This window comes from Klebsiella michiganensis (assembly GCF_015139575.1).
GTDB lineage: Bacteria > Pseudomonadota > Gammaproteobacteria > Enterobacterales > Enterobacteriaceae > Klebsiella > Klebsiella michiganensis.
On the sequence record NZ_AP022547.1, the window covers coordinates 1,360,327 to 1,383,204 of the forward strand.

The 22,878-nt window shown below is 52.9% G+C and carries 22 protein-coding genes and 1 other RNA gene; 11 read left to right on the top strand and 12 right to left on the bottom strand.

The window, feature by feature from the left end; genetic code table 11:
- Positions 1-335 precede the first annotated feature (335 nt).
- The 4 genes from JLG71_RS06555 to smpB form a co-directional block, all read right to left on the bottom strand.
- Positions 336-3,965, bottom strand: coding sequence for a DEAD/DEAH box helicase (locus JLG71_RS06555; protein WP_185219889.1), 3,630 nt, complete (start codon positions 3,963-3,965; stop codon positions 336-338).
- Positions 3,966-4,103: 138 nt separating this feature from the next.
- Positions 4,104-5,345 (bottom strand): integrase, encoded by a 1,242-nt coding sequence (locus JLG71_RS06560; protein WP_024274573.1) that lies wholly within the window; start codon positions 5,343-5,345, stop codon positions 4,104-4,106.
- Between the two features lie 204 nt (positions 5,346-5,549).
- Positions 5,550-5,913: a transfer-messenger RNA gene (gene ssrA, locus JLG71_RS06565) on the bottom strand.
- Positions 5,914-6,057: 144 nt separating this feature from the next.
- Positions 6,058-6,540 (bottom strand): SsrA-binding protein SmpB, encoded by a 483-nt coding sequence (gene smpB, locus JLG71_RS06570; RefSeq protein ID WP_004104655.1) that lies wholly within the window; start codon positions 6,538-6,540, stop codon positions 6,058-6,060.
- Between the two features lie 149 nt (positions 6,541-6,689).
- Between smpB and JLG71_RS06575 the strand changes: the two genes are divergently transcribed.
- Positions 6,690-7,127 (top strand): type II toxin-antitoxin system RatA family toxin, encoded by a 438-nt coding sequence (locus JLG71_RS06575; protein WP_004123817.1) that lies wholly within the window; start codon positions 6,690-6,692, stop codon positions 7,125-7,127.
- Positions 7,117-7,407 (top strand): RnfH family protein, encoded by a 291-nt coding sequence (locus JLG71_RS06580; protein ID WP_025107350.1) that lies wholly within the window; start codon positions 7,117-7,119, stop codon positions 7,405-7,407. The genes JLG71_RS06575 and JLG71_RS06580 overlap by 11 nt, the downstream gene beginning before the upstream one ends.
- Before the next feature lie 66 nt (positions 7,408-7,473).
- Here the strand turns inward: JLG71_RS06580 and bamE are convergent, their stop codons facing one another.
- From bamE to nadK, 3 genes are all read right to left on the bottom strand, one after another.
- Complete coding sequence (bamE, locus tag JLG71_RS06585) at positions 7,474-7,815, bottom strand: outer membrane protein assembly factor BamE (protein WP_004123807.1); 342 nt, start codon at positions 7,813-7,815, stop codon at positions 7,474-7,476.
- 147 nt (positions 7,816-7,962) lie between these two features.
- Positions 7,963-9,624 carry a DNA repair protein RecN gene (gene recN / locus JLG71_RS06590; protein ID WP_025107351.1) on the bottom strand — a complete coding sequence of 554 codons (1,662 nt, stop codon included), beginning with the start codon at positions 9,622-9,624 and terminating at the stop codon, positions 7,963-7,965.
- Positions 9,625-9,710: 86 nt separating this feature from the next.
- Positions 9,711-10,589, bottom strand: a complete 879-nt coding sequence (nadK, locus tag JLG71_RS06595) for an NAD(+) kinase (RefSeq protein ID WP_004123797.1) — start codon at positions 10,587-10,589, stop codon at positions 9,711-9,713.
- Positions 10,590-10,714: 125 nt separating this feature from the next.
- On the opposite strand from nadK, the gene grpE reads away from it, so the two are divergent.
- Positions 10,715-11,305 (top strand): nucleotide exchange factor GrpE, encoded by a 591-nt coding sequence (grpE, locus tag JLG71_RS06600; protein ID WP_004853330.1) that lies wholly within the window; start codon positions 10,715-10,717, stop codon positions 11,303-11,305.
- Between the two features lie 64 nt (positions 11,306-11,369).
- Here the strand turns inward: grpE and JLG71_RS06605 are convergent, their stop codons facing one another.
- Positions 11,370-12,659: an HlyC/CorC family transporter gene (locus JLG71_RS06605; protein ID WP_025107352.1), complete on the bottom strand. Its 1,290-nt coding sequence runs from the start codon at positions 12,657-12,659 to the stop codon at positions 11,370-11,372.
- An 18-nt stretch (positions 12,660-12,677) separates the two neighbouring features.
- Positions 12,678-13,469, bottom strand: a complete 792-nt coding sequence (locus tag JLG71_RS06610) for a cytochrome C assembly family protein (RefSeq protein WP_004853326.1) — start codon at positions 13,467-13,469, stop codon at positions 12,678-12,680.
- A gap of 164 nt (positions 13,470-13,633) precedes the next feature.
- Between JLG71_RS06610 and ffh the strand changes: the two genes are divergently transcribed.
- The 7 genes from ffh to JLG71_RS06645 all read left to right on the top strand — a co-directional run bounded on the left by ffh (position 13,634) and on the right by JLG71_RS06645 (position 19,236).
- Complete coding sequence (gene ffh, locus JLG71_RS06615) at positions 13,634-15,001, top strand: signal recognition particle protein (RefSeq protein WP_004123779.1); 1,368 nt, start codon at positions 13,634-13,636, stop codon at positions 14,999-15,001.
- Between the two features lie 236 nt (positions 15,002-15,237).
- Positions 15,238-15,486: a 30S ribosomal protein S16 gene (rpsP, locus tag JLG71_RS06620; protein ID WP_004123777.1), complete on the top strand. Its 249-nt coding sequence runs from the start codon at positions 15,238-15,240 to the stop codon at positions 15,484-15,486.
- Positions 15,487-15,504: 18 nt separating this feature from the next.
- A complete protein-coding gene (rimM, locus tag JLG71_RS06625) occupies positions 15,505-16,053 on the top strand; it encodes a ribosome maturation factor RimM (protein ID WP_014226441.1) in 549 nt (182 codons plus the stop codon).
- A 45-nt stretch (positions 16,054-16,098) separates the two neighbouring features.
- A complete protein-coding gene (gene trmD, locus JLG71_RS06630; protein ID WP_004104636.1) occupies positions 16,099-16,866 on the top strand; it encodes a tRNA (guanosine(37)-N1)-methyltransferase TrmD in 768 nt (255 codons plus the stop codon).
- 39 nt (positions 16,867-16,905) lie between these two features.
- On the top strand, positions 16,906-17,253 hold the full coding sequence (gene rplS, locus JLG71_RS06635; protein ID WP_004104634.1) for a 50S ribosomal protein L19: 348 nt from the start codon (positions 16,906-16,908) through the stop codon (positions 17,251-17,253).
- Positions 17,254-17,373: 120 nt separating this feature from the next.
- Positions 17,374-17,811, top strand: coding sequence for a DUF2946 domain-containing protein (locus tag JLG71_RS06640; protein WP_049080042.1), 438 nt, complete (start codon positions 17,374-17,376; stop codon positions 17,809-17,811).
- A 54-nt stretch (positions 17,812-17,865) separates the two neighbouring features.
- The gene (locus JLG71_RS06645; RefSeq protein WP_049083323.1) at positions 17,866-19,236 is read left to right on the top strand and encodes a PepSY-associated TM helix domain-containing protein; all 1,371 of its coding nucleotides are present in this window, start codon (positions 17,866-17,868) and stop codon (positions 19,234-19,236) included.
- Between the two features lie 4 nt (positions 19,237-19,240).
- On the opposite strand, the gene JLG71_RS06650 is transcribed toward JLG71_RS06645, so the two are convergent.
- The 3 genes from JLG71_RS06650 to JLG71_RS06660 are packed head-to-tail and all read right to left on the bottom strand — an operon-like array spanning position 19,241 to position 21,460.
- The gene (locus JLG71_RS06650) at positions 19,241-19,723 is read right to left on the bottom strand and encodes an OmpA family protein (RefSeq protein WP_014226437.1); all 483 of its coding nucleotides are present in this window, start codon (positions 19,721-19,723) and stop codon (positions 19,241-19,243) included.
- Positions 19,724-19,734: 11 nt separating this feature from the next.
- Positions 19,735-20,958: a diguanylate cyclase DgcN gene (gene dgcN / locus JLG71_RS06655; protein ID WP_049070040.1), complete on the bottom strand. Its 1,224-nt coding sequence runs from the start codon at positions 20,956-20,958 to the stop codon at positions 19,735-19,737.
- The gene (locus tag JLG71_RS06660) at positions 20,951-21,460 is read right to left on the bottom strand and encodes a YfiR family protein (RefSeq protein ID WP_004853313.1); all 510 of its coding nucleotides are present in this window, start codon (positions 21,458-21,460) and stop codon (positions 20,951-20,953) included. The genes dgcN and JLG71_RS06660 overlap by 8 nt, the downstream gene beginning before the upstream one ends.
- A 344-nt stretch (positions 21,461-21,804) precedes the next feature.
- On the opposite strand from JLG71_RS06660, the gene aroF reads away from it, so the two are divergent.
- Positions 21,805-22,875 (top strand): 3-deoxy-7-phosphoheptulonate synthase AroF, encoded by a 1,071-nt coding sequence (gene aroF / locus JLG71_RS06665; protein ID WP_014226435.1) that lies wholly within the window; start codon positions 21,805-21,807, stop codon positions 22,873-22,875.
- The last annotated feature ends 3 nt before the right edge of the window (positions 22,876-22,878 follow it).

Below are 22,878 nucleotides of genomic sequence, written 5' to 3' on the forward strand. Positions count from 1 at the left end.
CAGTTGATTTGCTTGGTTTCAGTCCTGGGGTATTGCCGGGTGTATCCTTATTATCACGTCTGCGTTGATCGGGTTTTCCTGTTGATTTTGCAATTGGTTTTGGACCAGGTTTAAGCCCCATAATCATACTCCTTAGCCATGTCAGAGGTTATTCCTCAGTGTGGATATAAGGGGAGCGGTAAGAATTATCAAGCTTGGATGGGCGGTGTAAAGTGACTGCTTGACTATTATGTGAGCAATGTCAGCTTTTAACACATAGCGGCCAGCCCATTACTGAAGTTAGCCAAAAATGAGTCGCGATGAGCCCTCAATAATGAGGGCCACCTCGGAGATTGTTAGGCTGATTTCGCTAATTGCCGATGCAGGACCTGAAGGCTAGTTCCCGCCCCTGCCCATGCAGCAGCCGAGCCGACCACATACAGGTTTTGCTTGGCGCGTGAGACAGCTACATTGATTATGTTTGGTGGGCTTGCCGCCCACTGACGCGCCCTTTGCTGACTCGCTTTCGGCGCACCCAGCAACAGGATTACCGTGTCCGCCTCTCGGCCCTGGAACGTGTGGATTGTGCCTACACGATCACGGCACCATTCATCCAGCTTTACGCCGAACGTTCGCAGCAGATCAGTTTCACTGCCGAGACGCCGACGCATGTTCTGCTCTACGATCTTGAATGGTGTGATGATAAATACGTCCGGATTTGTAATGCCCGATGCTGCCAGCTCTTTGAGCATTCGCACAACCGCTTCGCCCTCGTCGGGACACCACTTCGTCTCAGCATCGCCATTGATATCCACCCAGTGAGATCTCCCCAAAGCCGAGCCGATAGATCCGGGTTTTTTAGGCCCGACAGCATGGACCATCTGCCCGGCATAGGCGATGGAGTTAGAAACATCAAACATTGGGTTCTGGCAACGCCTGTGAACGAGCAATGGCAGCCCGGCTTCTCGATCACCTACGTCCATGACGAAGGTGGATTTGAAGCGCGATGCCTGATCAGCAAGGGTCTGCGTAGATGCTGCGGGGGCAGACCATTCGACTTGGTCAATGTCAAAGAACTTGCAGATTTCGGCGTTCAGCTTTTCAGGAAGTGAAACTACAGGTGGGATTTGCAACGGGTCACCTACCACAATGGAGCGCTTTGCCCGCATGATAGCTCCAACTGCTGCCTGAGGAACGGCTTGGCCCGCTTCATCTACCAGAAGCCAACCAATGCTCTCTGGTGGCAGATCCCCGAACATTGTCCGAACAGAGGCGAATGTCGTGGACACGGTCGGCACAACCACGAAAAGGCTTGACCAAAGGTCGGGGAGAAGTTCACGGTGAGCGGAAGACTGGAAGGCACCAGCTACCATGCCTGACATCAATAACCCAAGATTGTGTTGCAAGCGGCTGGCCGAAGCATCGATGAACGTTTTATGCACAGTCAGGGCAGCGGCGAAAAGATCCTCTCGCAGGCGATGAACCTCATCGGGAAGCCATGGCGCAGTGAGGTGGATAGCCTCGTGCTCGCGCTCGAAGAACCTCTCATCAACGACCCTGTCTCCCATACGGTTTCGTGCCTGTGCCTCGGTTGCCTTCAATTTCGAGACAGCCTGACTTTTGCTGGAAATTTCCTGGTCGAGTTGCTGTAACTGGGACTCAGTATTGCTCCACTCAGCCCTTGCAAGCTCTAGGGCACCGTCCGTCCCCTGCGCCCGTATGACTGATTGCTGCAAGGTCGCCGAGAGCTTCTGCAGTGTCGATCTCCACGACTTCCAGGCCGCAGTCGCAAACAAACGGGAGAAGAAACCTGGACGGCAAGCGAGATGGCTTTCGAGCATGATCTTGCCCTGCTCGATCTGCGATTTTGCCTTCTCATGCTCTCGTTGGCAGGATTCAGCAGTCTTGTGTGCCTCTTCGACGGCTTCATTCAGACTCGGTCGACGCTGTTCAGCCCTTTGAAGTTCGGTGATCGCTCCCTTGAGCGCCTGGATATCCCGTCGCATCTCTTCGATGCTGGCGATTTCGGCGTCTACCGTCTCCTTAAGTTTAAGAAAGGCGGTTCGCGCTTTCAGCCAGGCCGCAGCAGCATCCGCTTCGTTGGTGCTGGGCCGCTCATTGACAACCACGCTGGGCATCACGCGATCGATGGTTTCGCCAGTTCGCTCGTCCTTGATCTCACGCATGACATCTATGCCGCGAGCTGCTTTCAGGTAGGTAAGGAAACCACCGTCTTCATTCCACCAGAAACCTTGCTGAAACGCGCCTCGGTTGCTGCTCTTGCCGAGAGCTGCGGCGATCAGCCCCCAGGTTTCGACAGTGTCGGAGGGGATGTCCCCCTCGGCCTCGGCTTCGAAATAGCCGGCGCGTTTGGGATTCGCAATCAGGTCGCTGATGGACCGGAAGTAGGCGATCTGTTCATGGCGACCATTGGCTTCCTTGAGAGGAAGCTCTTTACTGACGTTTTCGACCGCTTTGTTATTGGAGGAGGCTACGACGATCTCATGGCCTCTCAAGGATGCATGTAACTTGTAGAAGTGCAGGAATGCATTGGAACCGAATGCCAGCTTCTCGCCTGTTGTGGAAAAGGCATCCTGCGGTTTGTTGAAGCCGGACATCGCCGTGGCCCGATCGAGAATGCATCCAACGACGATATCCCGGAGAAGAGTGGTCTTTCCGGTTCCCGGAGGCCCATTGACGCCGATGATACCTGGAGCATCGTTCAGCTCAGCACGCGCCGCATTCACGGCAGCCTGTTGAAGCAACACCAGTGGATGGCCGCCTTTCGAAGGCCAACGAGCCTGCGGCATGAGCGACGGTGCGACGAACGGCTCAACTGCGGAAATGGGCGATAGCACGTCGATTTTCTGGTCAGGTCTGCCAATTCCCATGTAGCGGCGCAAACCGGTTCCGGCTTTGCCCGTCTCGAGCAATTTGGTTGCTTCACCGAGATCTTCAAGATAGAAGGAATTCAGTAACGAAGGTTCAGGCGGCGCCTTAGCCTTGAAATGATGAAACACCTTAATCGCGAATGTGGGTGGCTCAACCAAATGCTCGGGTACACTGAACTGCGATACAAGCCATTTATAAGCTTTATGAACAACATTCAGATCGATCGGTATGGGTTCTCCATCTTTGTTGTGGTGGCGAACCATTCGATCCAGATGCTCGATAATGCGCGTCTCAACATTCGGCCAATTCCCTAAACTCCCAAGCTTCAGATCGAGAGCCGGCTTGAGTGCCCAGGCAAAACTGGACACGGCAACGCCTTTGTCCTCAAGCACATAGCCTTCTTTGTCGATCAGGATCGAGCCGATGGCCGCTTTCTTACCGTCCGGGCGTGAACGCTCCTCATCCTCGCCAAAAACCTTGACCAGCTCGTCCGTCGCCTTGTCGAGAGCGATGGAGCCGAGGACGACCTCGAAATAAAGCTTATAACTGGGCTTGCTGCGGGCATTTGGTCCCCATGGAACACCTCGCTCCAATAGAGCAACCCTAGAGCGGTCGCCGGTTACCATATCCTCTGGGCGTTTATAACCTTGAGGCGACAGTGCTTCGAGGGCTGTCCATGCTGCCAGTATTGCTCGCGCATCATTCGCCTTACCTGATGGAGAAAAAGACGGGATCGGACCAAGGTCGATTTGGTCTTTGTCGAATTGCTCTCGTATGGCAGAGTCTGGGATGGCCTTCAGTTGCAGTTGCTCTTCCGCAGCAGGCGAATTGTGGGGCACAACTCGAGAAGATTGAATGGACACCGAATCGGGATGGCGTGTTGATGGGCTGGGAGCCGACATGGCGACCACGCTGTGGCCGCTAAGTGCAAATAGAGATTGCTCGATTTTAGCCGTCAGCATCCGCGCCCTGGCAGTGTTGCGAAAGGTTAGCTCGCTCAACAACTGTTCAAGTTCGCTAACATTGTTGCTGGACTGCTCGAAGATTGCTTCCAGATCGAAGATTGATTTTTGCGCATACTGCCGTGTCTTCATTTATTTCTGCGGCTCCATATCCCTTCAATTAAGAGATATTATGCTAATTAGCTTGATTTCTAAAACTATTAGCTTTCGCTTGAAATATAAATTCTCATCTGGCCCACTACTAAAGTCGCAACTATCATTAATTATCCGTCATCCCGCTAAACGCTCTTCCCTCATACCTCCCTCAATCATACTTCCGCGATCAGCAGCCATAACAAAATCAGCCCACCATTGCATCATCGGTCGCCGTTGCTCAAGGTAATCACTGCGGTTATAAGCGCGACGTACCTCATTTTTGTCTACATGAGCCAGTGCTGCTTCAATGACATCAGGCAGAAATCCTTCCTCATTGAGTGCCGTACTAGCGATAGAACGTAAACCGTGTGATACGAGTACGCCTCCTAAGCCAGCACGCTTGAGTGCAGCATTCACTGTCTGGCTGTTCATCGGCTGGGTAGGCTTAATGCGACTGGGAAAGATAAATTCTCGATTTCCACTTAACGGCTTCATCATCTCCAGTATCGCAATTGCTCCATCTGACAATGGAACAGTATGGTCGCGGTTCATTTTCATGCGTGCTGCAGGAATCTTCCATTCTCGTGCTTCTATGTCAACCTCTTCCCAGAGAGCTTCAGCCGCTTCGGCAGGGCGGGTAATAGTAAGAAGTTGCCACATGAACAGGCAGCGTGTGGAAAGGCTAATGCTGGCTGTTCGCATTGTCTGCATCAGTTGTGGTAGCTGATCCGGTCGAATGCTGGGCATATTTTTCTTCTGCGGTTTCTCGAATGCTTTACCGATATTAACGCTGGGAACAGCATCAATTAGCCCTGTGTTTTGGGCATAGATCATGACCTCATTAATGCGTTGGCACAGGCGACGAACGGTTTCCAATGCTCCTCTGGCCTGAACCGGTTGGACGGCCTGAACTAGTGTATGAGCTTTAATATCTGTAACGCTGACGTCGCCAATTGCAGGAAAAACATCTCTTTCAAGAGAGCGCCAGATATCTTCTGCGTAGTCCTCGGTCACACTGGCCTTCTTCACATTCCACCAACGTTCAGCCACGAGCTGGAAAGTATTGGTTTTGGCTTCCAGCGAACTGCGAAGTTGTTCTTGCCGATGCTCCTGTGGATCGATTTGTTTCGCGAGGAGTGAGCGAGACTCTGCCCGGTAGTTTCTGGCATCGGAAAGGGTAATTGATGGGTAGGGGCCGATGCTCTTCTTCGCGCGCTTCTTGGTGACAGGGCGAATATAGCGAAACTGCCAGATTTTACTCCCGCTGGATTTGATGAGTAGCTCAAGGCCATCACCATCATAGAGAACGTAGTCCGCTTCTTTGGGTTTGGCTGATTCGATTTCTTTAACGGATAGAGGTTTGGTTTGTCTTGCCATTGCCGGGTTTCCATAGTTTTAGGCACCTCAAAAACAATAAAGCTTTATGAGGTGCCTAACAAGGTGCCTAAAAGGTTCGGATTTAATTAGTTGGCATCAGACTTAGCGGGACAAATTGAGGGCACAAAAAAGCCCGCAGGGCTTGCGCCGTGCGGGCTTTTAGGACTTCATCGGATGACTCTGGTAATCACCGATGGAGAATTTTGGTGGAGCTGGCGGGAGTTGAACCCGCGTCCGAAATTCCTACATCCTCGGTACTACATGCTTAGTCTGTCTTTACATTCGCCTGGCACCTGCGGACGGACACGCCACTACCAGACTAGCCTGATTAGTTTTAACGCTTCAACCCCAGGCAGGGCCTCCACGCGATCTCTTTTGGGTTTGACCTCTCTTTGATCCCCGTCTTAAGAGCGGAAGCTAGGGAGAGAGGGCTCAGAGCAGGTTATTAAGCTGCTAAAGCGTAGTTTTCGTCGTTTGCGACTATTTTTTTGCGGCTTTTTACGAGGCCAACCGCCCCTCGGCATGCACCTTGGGTTTCGCAAATCCCGTCGAATCCAGAATCAGCCCCAATGTGTACGGTGAGTATAACAGATTTATGAATGTGCTTACCAGTCCTCGTTTTGAGGATTATGGCGTCAGGTTGGGTGAAAAAGCAGCATCAACAACGATATAGCATCAGGGCCAGCAAAACTGACCCTGACAGGAAGGGGAATTAACGACCGGCGTGTTTCATAATTCGGGCTTTATCTACTGCCCACTCGCGGTCTTTGATATCGGTACGCTTGTCATGCTGTTTCTTACCTTTCGCTACGCCGATTTTGACTTTGCACCAGGCATTCTTCCAGTACAGCGAAAGAGCAACCACGGTGTAACCTTCGCGGTTGATGCGCCCGTAAAGGGTATCCAGTTCGCGCTGGTTGAGCAGAAGCTTACGGGTACGCGTCGGGTCGCAAACGTAATGAGTGGAAGCAACGGCCATTGGCGTAAAGTTGGCGCCAAACAGATAGGCTTCGCCATCTTTTAAAATGACATAGCTATCGCCAATGTTGGCTTTACCTGCGCGGAGAGATTTTACTTCCCATCCCTGCAGGGCAAGACCAGCCTCGTATTCATCTTCGATAAAGTATTCATGACGAGCGCGTTTATTCAGCGCAATGGTGGCTGATCCAGGTTTGTGGGCTTTTTTCTTAGTCATAGTATCCTGAAGTCATCGTCTTAAAACAGTCGTACCTCAATCTTCCCGCGAGGCGTAATGGGCTATCTTAGCACGAGTTGCGGTACAGCGTTTTTTTTAGCAGCAGATAAATGATATTATTTACACCGTGTTTATATGTGGAACCTGCTATGCCTCAGATTAGCCGTACCGCCCTGGTGCCGTTCAGTGCGGAACAGATGTACCAACTGGTAAATGATGTGAAGTCCTACCCTGATTTTCTGCCGGGCTGCACCGGTAGCCGGGTTCTGGAGCTCGGTCCGACGCAAATGACTGCGGCGGTTGACGTCTCCAAAGCGGGTATCAGCAAGACCTTCACAACGCGAAATACGCTGACCAGTAACCAAAGTATTCTGATGAGTCTGGTCGATGGTCCGTTCAAAAAGCTGATTGGCGGCTGGAAGTTTATTCCCTTAAGCCCGGAAGCGTGCAAAATTGAGTTCCATCTCGATTTTGAATTCACTAATAAGCTGATTGAAATGGCCTTTGGTCGCATTTTCAAAGAGCTGGCCATGAATATGGTGCAGGCGTTCACGACCCGCGCTAAAGAGGTCTACAGTGTCGGCTAAAATCGTGGTTGAAGTGGCCTACGCATTGCCGGAAAAGCAGTATCTGCAAAGCGTTAAGCTGGAGGAGGGCGCGACGGTCGAGCAGGCGATCGTGGCCAGCGGCCTTCTGGCGCTGCGTGATGATATCGATCTGACGAAGAACAAAGTGGGGATTTATAGCCGCCCGGCTAAGCTTCACGATCGGGTCCACGATGGCGATCGGGTAGAAATCTATCGGCCGCTGATTGCTGACCCAAAAGAGCTGCGTCGCCAGCGGGCAGAGAAAAGCGCCGGAAAGTAACCGTTTCGCACGAAGATGCAGATATAAAAAAAGCGCTCATTGAGCGCTTTTTGCGTATTGATAGCTTTACTCCGCCGTCAGGGCAGGTTTGTTATCAATGTTGGTCAGCACACCGCTGCTGTTGAAGGTCAGGGTAAGCGTCTGCTGGGTAACTTTCTCATGCCCAGGCTGCTGACGGAAAACGTAGAACCAGGTATTGGTGCCAAACGGATCCGACATCATCGGGGTACCAAGAGCATAGGCAACCTGTTGTTGCGTCATGCCGACGCGGATTTTTGCTACATCGGTTGGTGCCAGATAGTTACCCTGGTTGATGTCAGGACGGTAAACCACTCGTTCCAGAGTGGAACAGCCTGCGGTCAACATAAGAAGAACCGCTGCGGCAGCAGTCAGCATTTTACAGCGCATAGTGATTTGATTCCTTTTTGGGCCCGAGCAGTACGTGGCTCATCTGTAATATGCCGATGATAATAGACCTTTGCCCGGTTGGGAACCTTCGGCTGCAGGTCTGTCGGCAATTTGCTGTTCACTATGACTCTGTGAAAATCAAAAAGTTTACGCGGCGAGCAACTCTTTCGCGTTTGCCAGGGTGTTACGAGTGACTTCACTACCGCCCAGCAGTCGGGCCAGTTCCTGCAAACGAGCGCGTTTATCCAGAGGGTGCATATGCGTCTCGGTCATTTCACCGTCGGTTTCCTTGCAGACGAAGAAATGGTGATGTCCGCAACCGGCAACCTGCGGTAAGTGGGTAACGCACATCACCTGGGTTGATTCACCCAATTGACGCAGCAGCTTACCGACGACCGCCGCCGTAGGGCCGCTGATGCCGACGTCCACTTCATCGAAAATCAGCGCCGGAGTTTCCATCTTACGCGCGGTGATGACCTGAATCGCCAGCGCAATACGAGACAGCTCGCCGCCGGAGGCAACTTTAGCAATCGGCTGCAGCGGTTGACCCGGGTTAGTGGTGACGCGGAATTCGATATGGTCTGCGCCTTCAGCCGTAAGATGGCGCTCATCAAACGCGACATCAATGGAGAACACCCCATGCGGCATCGAAAGTGAGTGCATACTCTCCGTAATGAGCTGAGTCAGCTCATCGGCGCTATTTTGGCGTAAGGCATGCAGCTGTTTCGCTGTATCCAGCGCCAGCTGATGATGCTCCACAACCCTCTGGCTGAGTGATTCCAGAGAACCCGCGCTATCATCCAGCATACGCTGTTCTTCCAGCAGTGACTGGTAAAGGTCAGGAAGCTCTTCGGGCGTAATTTGATGCTTCCGCGCGAGGGCAATTTGCCGGGAGATACGCTGTTCCAGCTCAAACAGGCGGTTCGGATCGAGATCGAGGCGGTCATGATAATGGCGCAGTTCGTCCGTGGCTTCGCTAAGCTGAATAGACGCTTCTTCGAGCATATCGAGTACTCCGGAGAGCTTACTGTCCATACCAACCAGCTCGCTGACCAGCTGCTTCGCGGCGTAGAGTTGGCTTTGCAGGTTGGATTCTTCGCCGTCTGCCAGCACCGTCAGCGCATGCTGGCAGGTAGTCAGCAGCTGACCGCTGTTAGCAAGGCGTTTGTACTCTTCATCAATTTGCTCAAATTCGCCCGCCAGCGGGTTGAACTCGTTTAGCTCTTTTAACTGATATTGCAGCAGGTCCGCACGCGCTGCGCGCTCCTGGCTTTGCTGCTGATGCTGCGCCAGATCGCGACAGCTTTTATGCCACTGACGATAGCGCTCTGCCATAAGCTGAGTAAGCGCATACTCACCGGTATAGCCATCAAGCAGCGTTTTCTGGTGTTCGGGTTTAGTCAGTAACTGGTGGGCATGTTGGCCGTGGATCTGGATTAGCAGCTGACCGAGCTCACGAAGCTGGGATAAAGGGACTGCCGTACCGTTAATAAACCCGCGAGAACGGCCGTCTGCGCTGATGACGCGACGAAGTAAACACTCACGCCCGCTTTCAAGCTGGTTCTGTTCCAGCCAGCGCTGCGCGGCAGGCGTGTCCTTCAGGGAGAAACGGGCGCACAAATCAGCCCGGCTGGCGCCTCTGCGCACCATGTCGGCTTCCGCCCGACCACCGAGGCACAGCCCCAGCGCGTCGATAGCGATCGATTTACCGGCGCCGGTCTCGCCGGTAATGGCGGTCATCCCGCTGTGAAAATCGATTTCCAGCTCACGAACGATAGCAAAATTACTGATAGTGAGTTGTGCCAACATAGCTGCCTTCCTGTATGAAAAACCATTACTGTGTTTTCGTACAGTATAATATGGTTTTTTATCCAGTAAAGGGGCTGGCTATAAAATCAGAACAATTTTTTCGACCAGCCAAGCTTGGTGCTTAATGTATTGAAATAGCTGTAATCTTTTGGATGAATGAGATTGAGGTGATAGTCACAGCGGCGGATCAGCACATCTTCACCATCCTGAATCGGCAGCGCTATCTGGCTATCGCAGCTAATCTCGAGGTCGCTACAGCGTTGAGAAAAGCGCAGGCGAATCGTGCTGTCACCGTTGATCACCAGCGGGCGTGCCGACAGCGTATGCGGGAACATGGGGACCAGAGTGATAGCATCCAGCGAAGGCGTGAGGATCGGCCCGCCGGCGGAGAGGGAATAAGCCGTGGAGCCGGTTGGCGTGGAGATAATCAGGCCATCGGAGCGCTGAGAGAAAGCAAACACCTCATCAATGTAGACTTCAAACTCGATCATATGCGCCACTTTGCCAGGGTGCAGGACGACTTCGTTAATCGCCGTGCTGATGCGCTTCTGGCAATCCTGCTGACATACCTGCGCTTCCAGCAGGAAGCGTTTTTCGGCGATATAGTGGCCTTCGAGGACATCGGCGAGCTGCTGTAGCGCGTTATCCGGGTCGAGGTCGGTCAGAAAACCGAGGTTACCGCGGTTAATCCCAATAACGTTAATGTCGTAGCGGGCCAGCGTCCGCGCTGCGCCGAGCATATTGCCATCACCGCCCACCACGACGGCCAGGTCTGCCTGCTGGCCGATTTCCGCCAGCGTCCCGGTCTTCACATTGCTGAGCTGCAGTTCATGAGCAATTTGCTGCTCAACCAGCACTTCATAACCTTTGCCGGACAGCCAGCGCCAGAGCATTTCATGTGTGGTCAGCGCGGTTGGGTGACGAGGGTGTCCCACAATGCCTATACACTTGAAGTGGTTCTTCATGATCTGGATGTCCTTGCGTTAAATGAATAGTGACAATCTGGCTGCGTTCCCTTGAAACCAGGAAACTGATCCCCATAATAAGCGAAGTTAGCGAGATGAATGCGAAAAAAAACGCGGAGAAATTCATGAGTAGTAAAGAACAGAAAACGCCTGAGGGGCAAGCCCCGGAAGAAATTATCACGGAGCAGCACGACGACGTTGAGGCGGTAGAGCCTGAGGTTTCGGCTGAGCAGGTGGATCCGCGCGATGAAAAAATTGCGAATCTGGAAGCTCAGCTTGCTGAAGCGCAGAAGCGCGAACGTGAAGTATTGCTGCGTGCGAAAGCCGATGAAGATAACCTGCGCCGCCGCACCGAGCTGGATATCGAAAAAGCGCATAAGTTTGCGCTGGAGAAGTTCGTTAACGAGCTGCTGCCGGTCATCGACAGCCTGGATCGCGCGCTGGAAGTCGCTGATAAAGCTAACCCGGATATGGCGCCGATGGTTGAAGGCATCGAACTGACGCTGAAGTCCATGCTCGACGTGGTGCGCAAGTTCGGCGTGGAAGTGATTGGCGATACTAACGTGCCGCTGGATCCGAACGTACATCAGGCCATTGCGATGGTTGAGTCTGAAGACGTTGCGGCAGGTAACGTTCTGGGCGTCATGCAAAAGGGTTATACCCTGAACGGCCGTACTATTCGCGCGGCGATGGTCACCGTGGCGAAAGCGAAGTAAATAAGCGAAACGGCTACCGCGAGGTAGCCGTTTTTCTATTCCCCTCAGCCAGGTCCCAGGGTTGCTATGACTCGGCCACGCTTTCGCGAATGGGTTTTACCGGCATCACTTTCACCCTTTTAATCATATTCTCCTGAACATCAAGAATATCGATATCATACTGTTCGATGCGTACGCGGGTGCCCGGGGCGGGGATCTCTTCAAGTGCTTCCAGGATAATACCGTTAATGGTTCGCGCTTCATCTTCCGGCAGATGCCAGTTAAAAGCCTTGTTGATTTCACGTACGTTGGCGGTACCGTCGATAATCACTGAACCGTCGTTAAGCGGCGTCACCTCTTCAGCAAGCGTAGGCGACATTGACGTCGTAAAATCGCCAACGATCTCTTCGAGGATATCCTCAACCGTGACCAGACCCTGAATGTCTCCATATTCATCAACAACCAGGCCCACTTTCTTCTTATTGCGCTGGAATTTCACCAGTTGCGTACTGAGCGGCGTACCTTCCGGCACGAAGTAAATTTCATCGGCGGCGCGCAGCATGACTTCTTTCGTGAACTCTTTTTTCTCCGTCATCAGGCGATAAGCTTCGCGAACCCGCAGCATGCTGATGGCATCGTCCAGCGAGTCGCGGTACAGCACAATGCGTCCGTGCGGAGAGTGGGTCAGCTGGCGGACAATGGATTTCCAGTCATCGTTAATATTGATACCGACAATATCGTTGCGCGGGACCATGATGTCGTCAACGCTGACTTTCTCGAGGTCAAGAACTGAGAGCAGCATGTCCTGATTGCGGCGGGAGATTTGCGAGCGTGATTCATTAACGATAGTGCGCAGTTCATCTTTGCTTAAGGCCCCGCTCACGACGATATCGGTTTTTATACCCATCATGCGCATCAGAATGCGAGTAATGGTGTTGAGCAACCACACCAGCGGCATCATCAGGATTTGCAGCGGCGCGAGCAGCAGGCTGCTGGGATAGGCGACCTTTTCCGGATAGAGCGCGGCAATGGTTTTTGGCAGCACTTCGGCAAACACCAGCACCACAAACGTCAGGACGCCGGTGGCAATGGCGACGCCGGCATCCCCGTACAGGCGCATACCGACAATGGTGCCCAGCGCCGAGGCAAGAATGTTGACGAGGTTATTGCCAATGAGGACCAGACTAATGAGACGGTCAGGTTTGCGCAGCAGCTTTTCGACACGTTTTGCCTGACGATTGCCCTGCTTGGCCATATGACGCAGGCGATAGCGGTTCAGCGTCATCATGCCGGTTTCAGAACCGGAGAAATAGGCGGAGATGACCACCATGACGATCAGCGTCACGATCAGCGTGGTGGTGGAGATATGTTCCACTTGGGATTCCTTAAAGACTTAGCTCATGAACTGTTGCAATACGCGGCTACCAAAGTAGGCCAGCGTCAGCAGCCCCGCGCCAGTCACGTTAAACCAGACGACCCGGCGTCCGCGCCACCCTTCATGATAGTGGCCCCAAAGCAGGACGATATAAACGAACCACGCAACGATAGACAGCACTGCTTTATCAATGTTTTCCGCACTAAATAGGTTGTGCATGTAAAACAGCCCGGTACACAGCGTCAGGGTTAACAGAACCACGCCTATCTGGGTGATATGAAACATTTTACGTTCAATGCTCATCAGCGGCGGCATTTCGCTACTGAAGGTCAACTTTTTATTCTTCAGCTGATAGTCAATCCACGCCAGCTGCAGCGCGTAAAGCGCAGCGATAATCAGCGTAGCATAAGAGAAGAGCGACAGGCCGATATGGACCAGCATCCCCGGCGTGGTTTCCAGATGCGTGATGTACTCGTTCGGCATAAAGGTAGCGAACGCGAGGTTGATTAAGGCGAAGGTGTAGACAATGGGTAGCAATAGCCAGCCGCGATTACGCGAGGCGACGATGGTCATCACCGTACAGATCATCAGGCTGACCAGCGATCCCACGTTTAATAGACTGAGATTTTGCCCGCTTTCGCCGCCGGGAAAAATGCGTGACTCCAGCGCGAAGGCGTGACAAATCAACGCAATAGTTGCGGAAAGAATCGCCATCCGCCGCCAGCTGCTGTTTTTTTGCAGCAGGCCAGGGACGATCAGCGCGAGGCTGATGGAGTAGGCGACAAGGGCGAGTAGAGCAAAAACAGGCATAGGGGTGTCGACTGTTGACTAAATAGTAAAGAGAAGCAGTATAGCGTCACGCGACTCTGGCTCCAACCGTTGCAGCACATTCGCGTTTATGTCGTGTTATACTGCGCCCATTCCGTTTTTGTGTCGCTGCGGCGACCGACCGTTTCCACCTCAGGCGAGAGACAATGTTTGATAATTTAACCGATCGTTTGTCGCGTACGCTGCGCAACATTAGCGGCCGCGGACGCCTTACTGAAGACAATATTAAAGATACCCTGCGCGAAGTGCGTATGGCGCTGCTGGAGGCGGACGTTGCTCTGCCTGTGGTACGTGATTTCATCAACCGCGTAAAAGAAAGCGCGGTAGGTCATGAAGTCAACAAAAGCCTGACCCCGGGCCAGGAGTTCGTCAAAATCGTGCGCAACGAACTGGTTGCCGCGATGGGCGAAGAGAACCAGGCGCTGGATTTAGCGGCGCAGCCGCCAGCCGTGGTGCTGATGGCCGGTTTGCAGGGGGCGGGTAAAACCACCAGCGTCGCTAAGCTGGGTAAATTCCTGCGTGAAAAACACAAGAAGAAAGTCCTTGTCGTTTCCGCTGACGTCTATCGCCCTGCGGCGATCAAACAGCTGGAAACGCTGGCCGAGCAGGTTAGCGTTGATTTCTTCCCGTCTGACGTGGGTCAGAAGCCGGTTGATATCGTTAATGCCGCGCTGAAAGAAGCGAAGCTCAAATTCTACGATGTGCTGCTGGTGGATACCGCCGGTCGTCTGCACGTTGATGAAGCGATGATGGATGAGATTAAGCAGGTCCATGCGTCTCTCAATCCAGTAGAAACCCTGTTTGTTGTCGATGCGATGACCGGCCAGGATGCGGCGAACACGGCGAAGGCCTTTAACGAAGCCCTGCCGCTGACCGGGGTCGTGCTGACCAAAGTGGACGGCGACGCCCGCGGCGGTGCGGCGCTGTCGATTCGTCATATCACCGGCAAGCCGATTAAGTTCCTCGGCGTTGGCGAGAAAACCGAAGCGCTGGAGCCGTTCCATCCGGATCGTATCGCTTCCCGTATTCTCGGCATGGGCGACGTCCTGTCGTTGATCGAAGATATCGAAAGTAAGGTCGACCGCGCGCAGGCTGAAAAGCTGGCCTCTAAGCTGAAAAAAGGCGACGGTTTTGACCTGACCGATTTCCTTGAACAGCTGCGGCAGATGAAAAACATGGGCGGTATGGCCAGCCTGATGGGCAAGCTGCCGGGCATGGGGCAGATACCGGACAACGTTAAATCGCAGATGGATGATAAAGTTCTGGTGCGTATGGAAGCCATCATCAACTCGATGACGCTGAAAGAGCGCGCTAAACCGGAAATTATTAAAGGTTCGCGCAAACGCCGCATCGCCGCAGGCTGCGGAATGCAGGTGCAGGATGTGAACCGTCTGCTCAAGCAGTTTGACGATATGCAGCGCATGATGAAGAAGATGAAGTCGAAAGGCGGCATGATGAAGATGATGCGCGGAATGAAAGGAATGATGCCGCCAGGGTTCCCCGGAGGCAGATAGGCTGGTCGCCATTTCTGCCGGGGCACGCTTCTTTTCTGACACATGGTTGGCGCATTCTGGCTATGACTTATACTCCGGTACCCAATTTAAGGGTACCGGAGTCGCCCTTCCACAGCAGAGTTTATAACTGCTGATTGCAATTTCCCCAGAAATCAGTAAAATTTTCGGGCTTTTAATATGACACCGGGCTCCGTTCCTCGATGGGGCCCGGTGTTTTATTCACACAAGAGGATGTTATGGTTACTATTCGTTTAGCACGTCACGGCGCGAAAAAGCGTCCGTTCTACCAGGTTGTTGTTACCGACAGCCGTAATGCACGCAACGGTCGCTTCATCGAGCGCGTTGGTTTCTTCAACCCGATCGCTTCTGCGACCGAAGAAGGAACTCGTCTGGATCTGGATCGTATCGCTCACTGGGTTGGCCTGGGCGCTACTGTTTCCGATCGCGTAGCTGCGCTGATCAAAGCCGCTAACAAAGCAGCTTAATCTGTCACGGTGGTCATGATGAGCAAGCAACACACCGCACAAGCACCTGTTGAACCGATTGTATTGGGCAAGATGGGTTCTTCCTACGGTATCCGTGGTTGGCTCAGAGTGTTTTCCTCCACCGAAGACGCCGAAAGCATTTTTGACTATCAGCCCTGGTTTATCCAGAAGGCGGGTCAGTGGCAGGTTGTTGAGCTGGAAAGCTGGCGCCACCACAATCAGGATATCGTCATTAAGCTGAAAGGCATTGACGATCGCGATGCAGCGAATCTGTTGACTAATTGCGAAATTGTCGTGGATTCATCGCAGCTGCCTGCGCTTGAAGAGGGTGACTACTACTGGAAAGACCTGATGGGCTGCCAGGTAGTGACCACGGAAGGCTATAGCCTCGGCAAAGTCATCGACATGATGGAAACCGGGTCTAATGACGTTCTCGTCATCAAGGCAAACCTGAAAGATGCATTTGGTATCAAGGAGCGGCTGGTTCCGTTCCTCGATGGGCAGGTTATCAAGAAAGTCGATCTCGCTACTCGTACCATCGAAGTAGACTGGGATCCTGGTTTTTAAATTCTCCGAATAAACGGTAAAAAACGGCACTATGGGGATTGGCTTGTGTTTATAGGTATCGTTAGCCTGTTTCCTGAAATGTTCCGCGCAATTACCGATTACGGGGTAACTGGCCGGGCAGTAAAAAATGGCCTGCTGAGCATCCAGAGCTGGAGTCCTCGCGATTTCGCTCATGACCGGCACCGTACCGTGGACGATCGTCCTTACGGCGGCGGACCGGGGATGTTAATGATGGTGCAACCTTTACGGGATGCCATTCATGCAGCAAAAGCCGCGGCAGGTGAAGGCGCAAAGGTGATTTATCTTTCACCTCAGGGACGCAAGCTTGATCAAGCGGGCGTCAGCGAACTGGCAACAAATCAGAAGCTGATTTTGGTGTGCGGTCGCTATGAAGGCGTAGATGAGCGCGTAATTCAGACCGAGATTGATGAAGAATGGTCAATTGGCGATTACGTTCTCAGCGGTGGTGAGCTACCGGCAATGACGCTGATTGACTCCGTTTCCCGGTTTATTCCGGGGGTGCTGGGTCATGAAGCTTCAGCAATCGAAGATTCGTTTGCTGAAGGATTGCTGGATTGCCCGCACTATACGCGTCCTGAAGTGTTAGAAGGTATGGAAGTACCGCCGGTATTGCTGTCGGGAAACCATGCTGAGATACGTCGCTGGCGTCTGAAGCAGTCGCTGGGCCGTACCTGGCTTAGAAGACCTGAACTTTTGGAAAACCTGGCTCTGACTGAAGAGCAAGCAAGGTTGCTGGCAGAGTTCAAAAAGGAACTCGCGCAACAGCAACATAAACATGATGGGATGGCGTAAGCCCCCAATATCAGTTTACCCAGGATAAGAGATTAAATTATGAGCAACATTATTAAGCAACTTGAACAAGAACAGATGAAGCAGGACGTACCTTCCTTCCGTCCGGGTGATACCGTGGAAGTGAAAGTATGGGTTGTTGAAGGTTCCAAAAAACGTCTGCAGGCATTCGAGGGCGTGGTTATCGCTATTCGTAACCGCGGTCTGCACTCTGCATTCACTGTTCGCAAAATTTCCAACGGCGAAGGCGTTGAGCGTGTCTTCCAGACTCACTCTCCGGTAGTTGACAGCATTTCTGTCAAACGTCGTGGTGCTGTGCGTAAAGCTAAACTGTACTACCTGCGTGAGCGTACCGGTAAGTCTGCTCGTATCAAAGAGCGTCTTAACTAAGATTCGCTTTCGCGACATCCTGAATGAGAGGGCTGGCCTGATGGGCCGGCCCTTTTTTTATCTTTATTTTAACCATTCCATTGCGAATCATTTACAATACGTCCCTCATGGGGAGGGACGGTGGTCAGCAATATTTTTCATCACTCAGCATTACAACGGCGGGCCGTATGGCTGGCGCTGTTTGCGATCCTGCTGATCGTGGTGGCGCCGTTGATCTCCATCTCCCTGCAAAAAGATCCGATGAATGGCATGCACCACGCAATGATGGGGATGCCGGAAGGTATGCCATCACATCAGATGTCCATGACGCATACCGATGCCTCGATGCCGGAACACGCGCACAGCGTGCCGCTCGATCATGCTGAAGCCTGTGGCTACTGCGTACTGTTAGCTCATGTTCCGGGCCTGATTTTCGCGCTGGTGCTGCTGCTCAGCCTGATGCTTCGACGCCAGCGAGCCCCGGTTTCACGCCCGGAGAGGAAACGCTGGCATGACTTTACCTGGCTTTATCCCCACACCCGCGCGCCACCGCGCCCGTCTGCTTTCTCCCTTACATAAAAAATAATGTGCGCACTGCGCAACGTTCTCTTTTGCTTTAAAAAAAGGAAAAGTATGACTACCTGCACCTCGCGCGCGGCATGGCTGAACCTGCTGCGTCGTCTTCATTTCTATATCGGATTGTTTATCGGGCCGTTTATTTTTGTGGCGGCCCTGACCGGTACGCTATATGTCGCCACCCCTCAGCTGGAAAACTGGCTCTATCGTGATGCTCTGTACGGTACGTTGACTGGGGAAAAACAGCCGCTAAGCGCGCAAATTACCGTAGCGACGGAGGCCATTCAGGGAAACCTCCGCCTGCATGCGGTTCGGCCGGGGATAATGGCTGGCGATACGACCCGAGTGATGTTTATTGACCCGACCCTTGGCGAGTCGGAAACGCGGGCAATTTTTGTCGATCCGGTGACGCTACGGGTGACAGGCGATATGCCGGTTTACGGCACCAGCGGTATTTTGCCCCTGCGTCAGTGGATTGATTATGCCCATCGCTCTTTGCTGCTGGGTAACTTCGGCCGACTGTACAGCGAGCTGGCAGCCTCCTGGATGTGGGTTGCCGCTCTGGGCGGGATCGCGCTGTGGTCGATGACCCGGCCGCGTCGTCGCATAAATAACAGCGTGCAGAATAACCGCCGCCTGCACGTTTCTCTCGGCTGGGTGCTGCTGGTCGGTATGTTGTTATTCTCTGCGACCGGTTTAACCTGGTCGCAATGGGCCGGTAGTCACGTCGATAGGATGCGTGCCGCCTTTGGCTGGCTGACGCCGCAGGTGAATACCCAGCTGGAAAGTGCCGCTCCGGCCGCTCACGATCCGCATGCCGAACATCATGTGGGACATGGAGCGATGGGGGAGATGACGGCGCAGTTGCGCGTAGAGGATTTTGACCCGGTTCTGCTGGCTGCCCGCGCGGCGGGGCTGGATGCCGGCAAGCTGGAGATTCGACCGCCGTCGGGTGCCGGGCGCGCGTGGACGGTAAATGAAATCGACAGAAGCTGGCCAACCCGGGTTGATGCTGTCGCGATCGATGGTGCAACGATGCAAATCGTGGACCGCACTCATTTTTCCGACTTTCCGCTCATGGCTAAGCTGACCCGCTGGGGCGTTGATTTCCATATGGGAATTTTGTTCGGTCTTGCTAACCAGCTACTGCTTATCGCATTCGGAACCGCACTCTGCGTGATGATAGCGGTGGGGTACCGGCTGTGGTGGATTCGTCGCCCGGCGCGCGCGGCGTTTAACCCGGCCAATACGTTGATACAGGCGTGGTTTGGCTTAGCGTGGCCTGCTCGTTTGCTGACTGCTGTTATTGCGGTGTTGTTGGGCCTGGCGCTGCCGCTCATGGGGAGCAGCCTCGTGCTATGTCTCGCCGTTGATTATCTGCGCTGGCGCTCAGCAACGGCGGTGATAGCGGCTAAACCAGTCGAATAGGTGTTTAAGGCGTGCTGATAACCACCGTGACGCGGCGGTTTTCAGCGCGCCCTTTCGCGGTATCGTTGCTGGCTATAGGATACTTTTTCCCGAGTCCGCGAGTGGTCAAGTTTGCGCGCGGAATATTCGCCCCTTCGGCCCAGGCATCCGCCACGCTGTTAGCCCGCTTAAGCGATAGCATTTCGTTGTAGCTGTCTTCGCCGTAATTATCAGTATGACCTTCAAGGCGACTATGGGTAATACCGGTACTCGCCAGACGTGAAGCCATTGTGCGAATTTGCTGTTTGCTTTCGGCACGCAGATGATAGTCGTTTTTATCAAACAGGATGGTATCAGATATTCCTAATAACCAGTCGCCGTTGGTTTCAGTAAAGCCATATGACTTCATTGCTGCAATTTGTTCTGCCGAGAATTTTCCTTGCGGAGCCTGGCAGCCGCTAAGAAAAAGTGCGGCCAGTAAAGCAGGAGCAAAATATTTTCCGATCATGGTGATTCCTTTTATTTTTGCGTTTGCTGTAAGCGCTGGTGTTTCATCCGATACATATTTTGATCGGCAAGCTCTTGCAGATTTTCCGCTGAGGTATGTTCCCAGGTTAAAGCGTAACCAATGCTCAGTGACAGGCTGGCGGTGTGGCCATTGTGTAGATTAAACGGCGGGATAAACTGTTCGGACAACGCGCTGCACAGTGCCCGAACTTCGGTTTCTGAATGAACATCCCGTAGCAGAATGGCAAATTCATCGCCGCCGAGACGCCATGCCTGATGCTGTTTACCGACAAAGGCCATCAGGCGGCTCGCGACCTCAATTAACACTTTATCGCCGGCTGCGTGGCCCCAGTTGTCGTTAATAAGCTTGAAGTTATCGCCATCAAGAAATAACAGCGCAGAATGACTTTGGGCGGTTTCATCCTTCATCAGATCATTAATCACATTCCGGAAAGCCGCTCTGTTAGCCAGCCCGGTTAGCGGGTCGTGTAATGAACTGCGCAGGAGCTGGGCGTTTTTAGCCTGAAGCTGCCGCTGCCAGTCCTCCATTTCACCCAGCAGGCTATTGAAGTCCTGGGCGAACAGGTGGAATTCTTCAATGCGCTCTTCGGGCACCCGGCGGGAGAAATGGCGATTTTCGCGGATGTCATGTACCACCTCGGTAATGCTCTGTAACGCTGCCACAATGCCGCGATGCAGCGAGTGGGTAAGGAGCAAAGCGATGCAGGAAGCCAGAAAAATGCTGCCGGTGAGCACAATAATAGAGATACCAAGAAAATAGCTTATCAATCTGTCCAGCGCGGTCAGACGGAGTTCACCGATAATTTTTCCCTGGTGCAGGATAGTTTGCACCGTGGGTTTCGGGAAGAGCCATTTGCTGATGACGTCGCTGATTTTATCCTGACTGACCAGACCATCGTTATGCCATGAGGCGAAGGGTCTTTGCCGGCCATCGACCAGAATTGCTTGAGAAAATTGCCCCTGTCTGCCCAGAGTGGCCAGCGTGTCTTCAGCCGCTGCGCTATCGCCAAAAACGAGCGCTGCTTCCAGGCTACGGCCCATGGTGGCAGCGGTAAGTTCCAGGTTTTTTTGGGCGTATTGCTTGAGTGTAAATATGGAAGCGGTGCAGAGTAACAGCCAGACCAGTGTCATAGAGATCACCACGCTTATCATGCTGATACGGCGCAGCGCTCTTTTAAATGTGGGGCGCGGGGCCTGAGAAAAATCCTTATTCATGTGATGTTTTCCGGGCAAGCATCAGCACCTCGGGATTAACCCGAACGCCGCTGTGCGTCAGTACATCCAGATTTACGGAAAATCTGACTCTCTCATTGTTGATGAGCAGGCAAAAAGCGCTGCCAATAGAGCAATCGGTGTTTTGTTCCGCAATAAGTAATAGGGGCCGGTTTCCATATTTGGCCGTAAATTCAGACTGTTGGGTCGGCGATTCACTGCCAAAATAAAAACCATCGCAGGTCGTCTGTAAGGCTTCTTGTGTATTACGAACAATCACGGGTTTATAAGGCAATATTTCCGGAGCGTCTTCGGCCAGGCTATGGATATATCGTGATGTTGAAAAAATACAGAGCCTTGGAGGACCGGATAATTGCGGCCAGCGAGTATAAGTCACGATCCCCGAAACGATTGTCCGAACATTTTCAGACGGTCCGGAGGCAACAGCAGAGATACCCACGAGTGATAGTACTAAAGTCAAAAAGAGACGGTGAAGAACAGTCATTACGGTTCCGTCAGATTGTCATAGCGTGGGGGATGCAGATTGCTGAAACCCGGGCGAAGAATAGCATTGTTGAGGAAAATCGTCATTAGCCAGCCTCGCCGCTTTGAGATAATTCTTACCAGGATTTTTCGTAAAAGAAATTCGTGGAAGCAGGGAAAAACTGGCGTTTAATGACTCACTGTAAATAATTTGATACGCATTGAATGAAATACAGCGCGATTTAATTTCTATGTGTAAAGTAAAATTTACGGAATATGGATTGAAATCTTTACTTTGTGTGGTATCGTTACGTCATCCTCGCTGAGGCAATAACTATCGCAAACGAGCTATACAGGATCGCAATCATGCAAAAAGACGCGCTGAACAACGTACACATTACCGACGAACAGGTTTTGATCACTCCGGATCAGTTGAAGGCTGAATTCCCTCTGAGCGTTGAGCAGGAGGCGCAGATCGCGCAGTCTCGCCAGACCATCTCCAACATCATCGCCGGCCGCGATCCGCGTCTGCTGGTGGTATGTGGCCCGTGTTCGATCCACGATCCTGAAACCGCCATTGAGTACGCTCGTCGTTTTAAAGCCCTTGCCGAAGAGGTCAGCGATAGCCTCTATCTGGTCATGCGCGTCTATTTTGAAAAACCCCGCACCACCGTTGGCTGGAAAGGGCTGATTAACGATCCGCATATGGATGGCTCGTTTGATGTGGAAGGCGGTCTGAAGATTGCGCGCCGTCTGCTGGTTGAACTGGTCAATATGGGGCTACCGTTGGCGACGGAAGCGTTGGATCCAAACAGTCCTCAGTATCTCGGCGATCTGTTTAGCTGGTCTGCTATCGGCGCGCGTACGACCGAATCCCAGACTCACCGTGAGATGGCTTCTGGCCTGTCGATGCCGGTAGGGTTTAAAAACGGCACCGATGGCAGCCTTGCCACGGCAATTAACGCAATGCGCGCTGCCGCGATGCCGCACCGTTTCGTCGGCATCAACCAGGCCGGACAGGTGTGCCTGCTGCAAACGCAGGGCAACCCGAACGGTCACGTCATTCTGCGCGGCGGGAAAGCGCCAAACTACGGCCCGGAAGATGTTGCGAAGTGTGAAAAAGAGATGACTCAGGCGGGACTGAAGCCCTCTCTGATGGTAGATTGCAGCCATGGGAATTCTAATAAAGACTACCGCCGTCAGCCTGCGGTTGCGGAATCCGTGGTCGCGCAGATTAAAGATGGTAACCGTTCCATTATTGGTCTGATGATTGAGAGCAATATCCACGAAGGTAACCAGTCCTCTGAGCAGCCGCGTTGCGATATGAAATACGGCGTCTCAGTGACCGATGCCTGCATTAGTTGGGAAACCACCGATGCACTGCTCCGCGAACTTGATAAGGATCTGCGAGGCCATCTGGCGGCTCGTCTGGCGTAAGAG